Origin of the sequence: Streptomyces sp., from assembly GCF_031178505.1 — a bacterium.
GTDB lineage: Bacteria > Actinomycetota > Actinomycetes > Streptomycetales > Streptomycetaceae > Streptomyces > Streptomyces gulbargensis.
Genome location: NZ_JAPSIW010000232.1, coordinates 1 through 8986 on the forward strand (window position 1 = coordinate 1; position 8986 = coordinate 8986).

General features: G+C 73.8%; 10 protein-coding genes, 1 pseudogene and 1 riboswitch. Of the genes and pseudogenes, 6 read left to right on the plus strand and 5 right to left on the minus strand.

Annotated features, from left to right (window positions below; all coding sequences use genetic code 11):
* Positions 1-243: 243 nt before the first annotated feature.
* Together RIF68_RS17140 and bioB are read right to left on the minus strand one after the other, a co-directional pair.
* Positions 244-1524 carry an adenosylmethionine--8-amino-7-oxononanoate transaminase gene (locus RIF68_RS17140; RefSeq protein WP_309052141.1) on the minus strand — a complete coding sequence of 427 codons (1281 nt, stop codon included), beginning with the start codon at positions 1522-1524 and terminating at the stop codon, positions 244-246.
* 8 nt (positions 1525-1532) lie between these two features.
* Entirely contained in the window at positions 1533-2744 is a 1212-nt protein-coding gene (bioB, locus tag RIF68_RS17145) for a biotin synthase BioB (RefSeq protein ID WP_309052142.1), read from the minus strand.
* Positions 2745-2887: 143 nt separating this feature from the next.
* Between bioB and RIF68_RS17150 the strand changes: the two genes are divergently transcribed.
* Both RIF68_RS17150 and RIF68_RS17155 read left to right on the plus strand, forming a co-directional pair.
* On the plus strand, positions 2888-4069 hold the full coding sequence (locus tag RIF68_RS17150; RefSeq protein ID WP_309052143.1) for an 8-amino-7-oxononanoate synthase: 1182 nt from the start codon (positions 2888-2890) through the stop codon (positions 4067-4069).
* Between the two features lie 182 nt (positions 4070-4251).
* Positions 4252-4686, plus strand: a complete 435-nt coding sequence (locus RIF68_RS17155; protein WP_309052144.1) for an ATP-binding protein — start codon at positions 4252-4254, stop codon at positions 4684-4686.
* 636 nt (positions 4687-5322) lie between these two features.
* Here the strand turns inward: RIF68_RS17155 and RIF68_RS17160 are convergent.
* The 3 genes from RIF68_RS17160 to RIF68_RS17170 all read right to left on the minus strand — a co-directional run bounded on the left by RIF68_RS17160 (position 5323) and on the right by RIF68_RS17170 (position 7261).
* Positions 5323-5799, minus strand: a complete 477-nt coding sequence (locus RIF68_RS17160; protein ID WP_309052145.1) for a C40 family peptidase — start codon at positions 5797-5799, stop codon at positions 5323-5325.
* Between the two features lie 3 nt (positions 5800-5802).
* A riboswitch (cyclic di-AMP (ydaO/yuaA leader) is annotated at positions 5803-5985 on the minus strand.
* Between the two features lie 339 nt (positions 5986-6324).
* Complete coding sequence (locus RIF68_RS17165; RefSeq protein ID WP_309052146.1) at positions 6325-6630, minus strand: hypothetical protein; 306 nt, start codon at positions 6628-6630, stop codon at positions 6325-6327.
* A gap of 7 nt (positions 6631-6637) precedes the next feature.
* On the minus strand, positions 6638-7261 hold the full coding sequence (locus RIF68_RS17170; protein ID WP_309052147.1) for an ATP-dependent Clp protease proteolytic subunit: 624 nt from the start codon (positions 7259-7261) through the stop codon (positions 6638-6640).
* A 56-nt stretch (positions 7262-7317) separates the two neighbouring features.
* On the opposite strand from RIF68_RS17170, the gene RIF68_RS17175 reads away from it, so the two are divergent.
* The 4 genes and pseudogenes from RIF68_RS17175 to ureC all read left to right on the plus strand — a co-directional run.
* Entirely contained in the window at positions 7318-7623 is a 306-nt protein-coding gene (locus RIF68_RS17175; RefSeq protein WP_309052148.1) for a type II toxin-antitoxin system Phd/YefM family antitoxin, read from the plus strand.
* A 182-nt stretch (positions 7624-7805) separates the two neighbouring features.
* Positions 7806-8108, plus strand: a complete 303-nt coding sequence (locus tag RIF68_RS17180) for an urease subunit gamma (protein WP_309052149.1) — start codon at positions 7806-7808, stop codon at positions 8106-8108.
* Positions 8109-8124: 16 nt separating this feature from the next.
* Positions 8125-8526, plus strand: coding sequence for an urease subunit beta (locus RIF68_RS17185; protein WP_309052150.1), 402 nt, complete (start codon positions 8125-8127; stop codon positions 8524-8526).
* A pseudogene (gene ureC, locus RIF68_RS17190) lies at positions 8519-8986 on the plus strand (urease subunit alpha); the annotation flags it as partial. The gene RIF68_RS17185 and the pseudogene ureC, both read left to right, overlap by 8 nt.

Here is an 8986-nt window from a genome sequence, read left to right on the forward strand (position 1 = left end):
ATGCTGTTCCTTCCTGCGGGGAGACCCGGCGGTGCCGGGCCGTGAGAGGCCTGTGCGCGGGGCCGTCGTACGGCTCCGGGCGCGGGCCGGAGAGCGGGGCAGGCCCCCGGCGTCGTACGGGCGGACGGGGGCCACCGGGCGGCTCGCCGGCCTCGGGCACCCCGCCGGACGGGCGGACACGGGCGGAAGTCCCGCGCCGGCGCCGCTCCCGGGCGGGAACGGCGCCGGCGCGCGGGCAGGCCGTCAGCCGGCGGCCGCGGCCGCCCGTACCGCCGCGCAGATCCGGGCCAGGTCCTCGTCGTCCGTCACGTACGGCGGCATCGTGTAGATCAGGTCGCGGAACGGGCGCAGCCACACGCCCTCCCGCACCGCCGCCCGGGTCGCCGCGGCCATGTCGACCTCGTGGTCGAGCTGGACGACGCCGATCGCGCCGAGCACCCGCACCTCGCGTACGCCCGGCAGTTCCGCGGCGGCGGCCAGCCCCGCACGGAGCCCGGCCTCGATCCGCTTCACCTCGACCGTCCAGTCCCGCGAGAGCAGCAGGTCGATGGAGGCGCAGGCCACCGCGGACGCCAGCGGGTTGCCCATGAACGTCGGACCGTGCGCCAGCACCGGCACCTCGCCCCGCGAGATCCCGTCGGCCACCCGGCTCGTGCACAGCGTCGCCGCCATCGACAGATAACCGCCGGTCAGCGCCTTGCCCAGGCACATCACATCGGGGGAGACGGCCGCCTGGTCCGCCGCGAACAGGGTGCCCGTCCGGCCGAAGCCGGTCGCGATCTCGTCGAAGACCAGCAGTACGTCGTGCTCGTCGCAGGCCTCGCGCAGCACCCGCAGGTAGCCCGGGTCGTGAAAACGCATCCCGCCCGCGCCCTGCACGACCGGCTCCACGATCACGGCGGCCAGCTCGTCCGCGTGCCGGGCGATCTCCGTCCGCAGCAGCTCGGCGTACGACTCCTCGTACGCGGCCGGCGGCGCGTCCACGAACACCTGCCGCTGGAGGACGCCGGTCCACAGCTCGTGCATGCCGCCGCGCGGGTCGCACACCGACATCGGCTGCCAGGTGTCCCCGTGGTAGCCGCCACGCCAGGTGAGCAGCCGCTGCTTGCCGGGGCGCCCGAGCGAGCGCCAGTACTGGAGGCACATCTTGGCCGCGACCTCGACGGCGACCGAGCCCGAGTCGCTGAGGAAGACGTGCCGCAGCGGCTCCGGGGTGATCTCCACGAGCCGGGCGGCGAGCCGGACGGCCGGTTCATGGGTGAGCCCGCCGAACATGACGTGGCTCATGCGGTCCAGCTGCCCGCGCGCCGCCTCGTTGAGCACCGGGTGGTTGTAGCCGTGCACGGCCGACCACCACGAGGACATGCCGTCGATCAACTCCGCGTGCCCCTCGGCCGGTTCGGCGAGGGTGAGGCGCACCCCGGACGCGGACGCGACGACCAGCGGATCGGTGCGGCCCGGCATGGGGCCGTACGGATGCCAGACGTGCGCCCGGTCCAGGGCGATCAGTTCGTCGGTGCGCATCGTGACCTTCAGGCGTTCGGGGCCAGGTCCGTGCCGGCGCCCCGGCGGCGTACCGCGACGAGGTCCGTGCGGGCCTCCGTGACCGCCGGAGCCTCCGGGACCGTGTGCCCGCCGCAGGGGCCGCAGCCGCCGCCCTCCCCGGCGTGCGAGCCGCAGCCGGCCGCGGCGTGCGAACCGCAGCCGGCCGGCGCCGCGGCGGCCGCCTCGACGGCGTCCGCCCGGTGCCGCGGCAGGGTCGGCGTGTCCGTGCCCTCCACGACGAAGCCCGCGTCGGCGATCATCTCCAGGTCGGCCTTGCCGGCCTGGCCCTCGCTCGTCAGGTAGTCACCGAGGAAGATCGAGTTCGCGATGTTCAGGGCCAGCGGCTGCATCGAGCGCAGGTGCACCTCGCGGCCGCCCGCGATGCGGACCTCGACGTCCGGGCAGACGAACCGCACCATCGCGAGGATCCGCAGACAGCGCTGCGGGGTGAGGTTCCACTCCTTGGCCAGCGGCGTGCCCTCGAAGGGGATGAGGAAGTTGACCGGGACCGAGTCCGAGCCCAGCTCGCGCAGCGCGTACACCACGTCGACCAGGTCCTCGTCCGTCTCGCCCATGCCCGCGATCAGGCCGGAGCAGGCCGAGAGGCCGGCGGCGTGCGCCTTCTGCACGGTGTCCACCCGGTCCGCGTAGGTGTGGGTGGTGGTGATCTCCCCGTAGGTGCCCTCGGAGGTGTTCAGGTTGTGGTTGTACGCGTCGGCGCCGGCCTCCCGCAGCCGCTCCGCCTGGCCGTCGGAGAGCAGACCGAGACAGGCGCAGACCTCGACGCCCTCGTTCTGCTCCTTGATCGCCTCGATGGTCCTCCCGACCCGCTCGACGTCACGGTCCGTCGGCCCGCGCCCGCTCGCCACCAGGCAGACCCGCTTGGCGCCGCCCGCCACACCGGCCGCGGCCGCCTGGGACGCCTCGTCGGGCTTCAGCCAGGTGTACTTGAGGATCTCGGCCTTGGAGCCCAGCCGCTGCGAACAGTACGAGCAGTCCTCGGGGCAGAGGCCCGACTTCAGGTTGACCAGGTAGTTGAGCTTCACCCGCCGCCCGAACCACTGGCGGCGCACCTTGCCGGCCGCGGCCACCACATCGAGCAGTTCGTCGTCGGAGGTCGCCAGGACGGCGAGCGCTTCTTCACGGGTCGGCAGCTCGCGCCGCAGCCCCTTCTCCACCAGCGTGTTCAGCAGGTCCATAACCGCTGATCCTCGCCTACGGCGCACCCCGCGGCCAAGGAGGATCCGAACAAACGACGCCGTTCGAGGTGTGTGTATGACCACATCCCGGCCCCGCCGTCCTGCGGCTATGGTCTGTCCGCTGCCTACAAAAGGAACGTCGCATGCCACAGGCCGACGAGACGCGGGCCGCGGGCCCGCGCCGTACCGCGTTCGACTGGACCGAGGCCGAGGCGCGACGCCGCGCACAGGCGGGCCTCGTCCGTACGCTGCGGCCCCGCGAGGCGGTGACGGACCTCCTCGACCTGGCGGGCAACGACTACCTCGGGCTGACCCGCCACCCGGAGGTCACCGCGGCCGCCGCCGACGCCGCCCGCCGCTGGGGCGCCGGCTCCACCGGCTCCCGGCTCGTCACCGGCACCACCGCCCTCCACACCCGCCTGGAGCGCGAACTCGCCGCCTTCTGCGGCTTCGAGGCGGCCCTCGTCTTCTCCTCCGGATACACCGCCAACCTGGCCGCGCTCACCGCGCTCGGCGGCCGGGACTCGCTCGTCGTCTCCGACGCCGCCAACCACGCCTCGATCGTGGACGGCTGCCGGCTCGCCCGCGCGGAGACGGCCGTGGTCCCGCACGCCGACCCCGAGGCCGTACGGAAGACCCTGGAGGCGCATGCCGGGCGGCGGGCCCTCGTCGTCAGCGACTCCGTCTTCTCCGTCGACGGCGACAAGGCCCCGCTCACCGCGCTCGCCGAGGCCTGCCGGGCCCACGGCGCCGGACTCGTCGTGGACGACGCCCACGGCTTCGGCGTGCTCGGCGACGGCGGCCGGGGCGCGCTCCACGAGGCGGGACTCGCCGGGGACGCGGACGTGGTGGCCACCCTCACCCTCTCCAAGTCCCTCGGCAGCCAGGGCGGCGCCGTCCTCGGCCCCGCGCGGGTGATCGAGCACCTGGTGAACGCGGCCCGCACCTTCATCTTCGACACCGGGCTCGCGCCGGCCGCCACGGCGGGAGCGCTCGCGGCGCTCCGGCTGATCGAGGCCACCCCCCGGCTCGCGGAACAGGCCCGTACCGTCGCCGCCACCCTGCACCGCCGGCTCACCGGGGCGGGGCTGACCGCCGCCCGGCCGGACGCGGCGGTCGTCTCCGTCCGCGCGCCCTCCCCGGAGGCGGCGCTGCGCTGGGCCGCCGACTGCCGTGAACTCGGCCTGGGGGTGGGCTGCTTCCGGCCGCCGTCCGTTCCGGACGGCATCTCGCGGCTGCGGCTCACCGCCCGCGCCGACCTGTCCGCCGCCGACGTCGAGCGCGCGGTCGGCACCGTTCTGCGGACGGCCCCGGAAGGGGCCTGAACCGTTCGGCCTCCCCGAGGGGGCCGGGGTTACGGCAGGTCATGGCGGTTCACCGCTTCGAGCGACAGATGGGCCCCTCTCCCGGGAGAACGCCGCCCGGGGCGGTGGGATCGGTGGCACTCTGGCGCGGAAGCGCGATCCGGGGCGGCCGGCCGCCCCGGCGGGAAAGGGACAGCGTCGCCATGACCGATCACCTGGAAGCATCCGTCACGCTGCCGAGCGAACCCGCCTCGGTGCCCAGGGCCCGGCGCCATGCCGTGGAGGTCCTGGCGGCGTGGGGCCTGGACGGGGCGACGGAGGCGGTGGACGCGATCCGGCTGATCGTCTCCGAGCTGGCGACCAACGCCGTGCAGCACACCTTCGGGCTGTCGCCGACCTTCACCGTGGGCCTCCGCCTCGAACGAGAGGAGCGGCTGGTCGTCGGCGTCACCGACAGCCACCCGCGCCGGCCGCGCCGCCTGCCGGCCGCCGTCCAGCAGGACAACGGCCGGGGCATGGGCATCATCCGCGTCCTCGCGGCGGAGGCCGGCGGCCGCCTCTCCGTGACCCCGACCGCCGACGGCGGCAAGACGGTCGCGATCACCATGCCGTGGACGGCGGCCCCGGTACCGGCCTGAGGGTGCGGGGCAGGGCGTACGCGCGCCCGGGGCCGGGCGCTGCCCTTCGGTCCCACCGGCCGGTGCGGCGACCGTGGGCGTCGCCCGGGGCCGTGTCCGGCCGGGGAACCTGTCCGGGGTCCCGAGGGCCGGCATCAGGGCCGTGCCGACGCGTCAGGACTCGTCCGGTCAGTGCTCGTGCTCCGGTCCGGCGGCCGCGGTGGGCCCACCGGCCGGTGCGGCGCATTCGGTCGTGCGCTCGGCCCTACGGGCCGGGAACCCGCGTGCCGCCCGGCGGGCCGGGGAAGCCCGTCCGGCACCTGAGGACCGGCCTCAGGGGCCGGATCGCCGACGCTTCAGGCCCCGCGCGATCGGCGCCGGCGCCTTCGGACTCGTCCGAGCCGCGTCCGTCCGCCGCCGTGCCCGGGGGCCCGCCGTTGACCCCGCCGGCCGGCGGGCCCCCGTCCTCGGCGGCGCACCCCCCGGGCGACGGGGGCCACCGGGGGGTGACCACCGTCCGCTCGCCGACCACGGTCTTCCGGCCGGGTCCCGCCCGACTGCCTCGTGGGGCCGGCGCCGGCCCCGAACCCCGGCTGCCTGTACGCCCGGGCGGGGACGGGCCGCCCGGGCGGGACGGCGGCCGGAGGCGGAGCCGGGTCAGCGGACCCGGCCGTAGAGGACCTTCGAGGTCCAGATCTTGTCGAGCTTCACCCAGGAGCCCGTCTTGGGGGAGTGCCAGATCTTGCCGCTCCCGGCGTAGATGCCCACGTGGTAGACCCTTCCACCCGAGTGGAAGAAGACCAGGTCCCCCTTCTGCCGGCTGGAGGCGGAGATGTGCCGGGTCTTGTTGTACTGCTGCTGCGCGGTGCGGGGCAGCGTCTTGCCCGCCTGCTTGTAGGCGTAGAGCGTCAGTCCTGAGCAGTCGAACCGGTTCGGTCCGACGGCCCCGTACTTGTAGGGCGCCCCCTTCTTGGCCACCGCGACGCTCAGTGCCTTGCTCGCGTGCGCCGTGGCCGCCTGGGCCTCCGGCGCCGCACCCGGCGCGGCGAGCGTGCCGCCGACGGCGGCGAGGGTGAGAGCCGAGACGGCTCCGGCCCGGGACAGCAGGGACGGGACATGCATCTGCGCAGTCATGCGCAACCCTTCGTCAGCCGCCTGTGAAGGATGACCTGTCGGGTTCGGGCAGGCGAAGATGCCCGGCCGCGGCTGCGGCTTCACCCCGAGGGCCGGTCGCGTCGCGGTATGCGGCGCGCACGTCCCGTACTGCTCGGGTCCTCCACTCCTGCCGATCCACTCCTGTCGACCAGGCGTCCGGGACAGCGGCAGGACTCGGCGTCCGCCCGGACCGCCCCGCCGCGGTGGCGGGGGCTTGTCGTCGTCAGGGATCTTGACCCACGACAGGGCCGAAAACCGAGCGGAAACGACGATTTGTGAGGCTCCTCACGACTGATCCATACGGGTGGACAAGCGGGTTTCGTGATCGTCGTAGGTTTGGCCAACGGGCCCCGCACCAGGGGTGGAACGCCCCATTCCGCCAGATGCGTACACCCGTTGTGCAAGTCACCCCCTCCTCATGTCGATACGTCGACTACGCCGAACGAGGGAGCATTTCCATGGTTCGCGTGGGCCGTCCGGGGCTCGACACGACACGCGGGAATGTCAACTGACGGGTCGCCGGGGCAGAGTGACGCGGTCCGCCCGGCGCTCTCCGTCCAGCACGCGCAGGGCCTCCGACAGGGTGCCCGCGTGCACCTCGCTCTCGCCCCGGATGTGCATGAGCGTCAGGGCCTCGCGGAGCGCCCGCGCCCGGCCCACCAGGGCCTGCGCGGCGCGCAGGGCGCTGTAGGTGTGCGTCCCCCGGGACGGGTTGATCCGCCCGAGGAGGTCCACGACTTCGAGGTACGCGTCGATGAACTCGCCTTCCGCGCGGGTCAGCGCGGGCAGCGGCGGCAGCTCGGGGACCACGGCCGCCTCACCTGCCGGATCCGCCGGCGGAGCCCGGCCGGGTCGTCAGGACGTGGTCCACCAGTCCGTAGGCCAGCGCCGCCGGCGCGTCGAGGACGGTGGGCCGGTCGAGGTCGGCGTCGATCCGCTCACGGGGCTGCCCGGTGTGACCGGCGAGCAGGCCGGCCATCAGGGCCCGCAGCCGCAGGAGTTCGCGGGCGTGGAGGTCGAGATCGCCGAGCTGCCCCCGCAACGGCTCGTCGAGGGACGGCTGCTGGAGGGTGACGCGGGCGCCGGGCAGCATCATCCGCTTGCCGGGCGCGCCGGCCGCGAGGAGCACCGCCGCGGCGGCCGTGGCCTGTCCCAGGCAGGTCGTCTCGACGTCGCTAGCCAGCGACCCCATGGTGTCGTGGATCGCGGTCATGGCGTCGAGGTCGCCGCCGGGGCTGTTGATGTACAGCGCGATGTCCCGACCCGGTGCCTGGTGGTCGAGGAGGAGGAGCTGCGCGATGACGTCCCCCGCCGCCGTCTCGTCCACGGCTGTGCCGAGGAAGACGATCCGGGCGTCGAGGAGCTTGGAGTACGGATCGAGGGTGCGGCTCCCGTGGCCGGTCCGCTCCGTGAACTCGGGAAGGACGTGACGTGCGTCCATGACTGACACCTCCATGTAAAAAATGTACAGGACGTACAGACCGTAAGATGAGGAGCATGACCTACGAGATCCCGGTGACGCAAGCGCGAGCCGAACTCGCCGACCTGATCAACCGCGTCGTCTACGGCGCGGAGCGCGTCGTCGTCACCCGCCACGGGAAGCCGCTCGTCGCCCTGGTCTCCGCGGCGGACCTGGAGAAGCTGGAAGGCCTTGCGGGATCGGAGGCGGCCCCCGAGGAGGCGGAGGAGACGGAGGAGCGGATCACCAGCACCGTCTCGCGCCTCGCCCCGCAGGACTCCGCTCCGGGTGAACAGCGCCGTTTCGGCATCGCCGCCCACCACCGCGACCCGGGCGCTCCCTGACGCGGGACCCGCTCGGATGATCATGAAAACGCAAAGCCGGAGTTAACGAGCCGGAAAAACTTCCGCCCTAACGTGCAATGTCTCGCCGTGCGGCGCATCCGCGCAGCTCAACAGAGTGTTGAGCGTCGTAGGGTCCGCAGCGGTCCGGGTGCCCGCCCGGTGGACGACTGTGAGGTGGAAGAGTGCAGCTGAGCCCGCACGAGCAGGAACGCCTGCTCATCCATGTCGCCGCCGATGTGGCGGAGAAGCGCCGGGCCCGGGGCCTGCGGCTCAATCACCCCGAGTGCGTCGCGCTCATCACCGCCCACGTCCTGGAGGGCGCCCGCGACGGCCGGACCGTCGCCGAACTCATGGCGTCCGGCCGCAAGGTGCTCACCCGCGACGAGGTCATGGAGGGCGTCCCGGAGATGATCCACGACGTCCAGGTCGAGGCCACCTTCCCGGACGGCACCAAGCTCGTCACCGTCCACGACCCCATCGTCTGAACGGGACGCGCCGCCGATGATCCCCGGAGAGATCCTGTACGCAGACGGTCCCGTTCCCCTCAACGAGGGGCGCCCCGTCACGCGTCTCACCGTCCTCAACGCCGCCGACCGGCCCGTCCAGGTCGGCTCCCACTACCACTTCGCCGAGGTCAACCCCGGCCTCGACTTCGACCGCGCCGCCGCCCGCGGCCGGCGGCTCCACATCGCCGCCGGCACCGCCGTGCGCTTCGAACCCGGCATCCCCGTCGAGGTCGAACTCGTCCCGATCGCGGGCCGCCGGATCGTCCCCGGCCTGCGCGGCGCCGTCGCCGGCCCCCTCGGCCCGGACCCGTACGACTCGACGGCCGCGGCCACCGCCCCGGCTCCCGAGGGCACCACCGCCGGAAGCGCCGACCCCCAGGGAGCCGACCGTGCCTGAACTGCACCGCGCCGTCTACGCCGACCTGTTCGGGCCCACCACCGGCGACCGCATCCGGCTGGCCGACACCGATCTGCTCGTGGAGATCGAGGAGGACCGCTCCGGCGGCCCCGGCCGGGCCGGCGAGGAGGCCGTCTTCGGCGGCGGCAAGGTGATCCGCGAGTCCATGGGGCAGGCCCGCACCACCCGCGCCGAAGGCGCCCCGGACACCGTGATCACCGGTGCCGTGATCATCGACCACTGGGGTGTCGTCAAGGCCGACATCGGCATCCGTGACGGCCGGATCACCGGCATCGGCAAGGCCGGCAACCCCGACACCATGGACGGCGTCCACCCCGGCCTCGTCATCGGCCCCGAGACCGAGATCGTCGTCGGCAACGGCCGGATCGTCACCGCCGGCGCCGTCGACACCCACATCCACTTCATCTCGCCGACCGTCGTGGAACAGGCCCTCGCCACC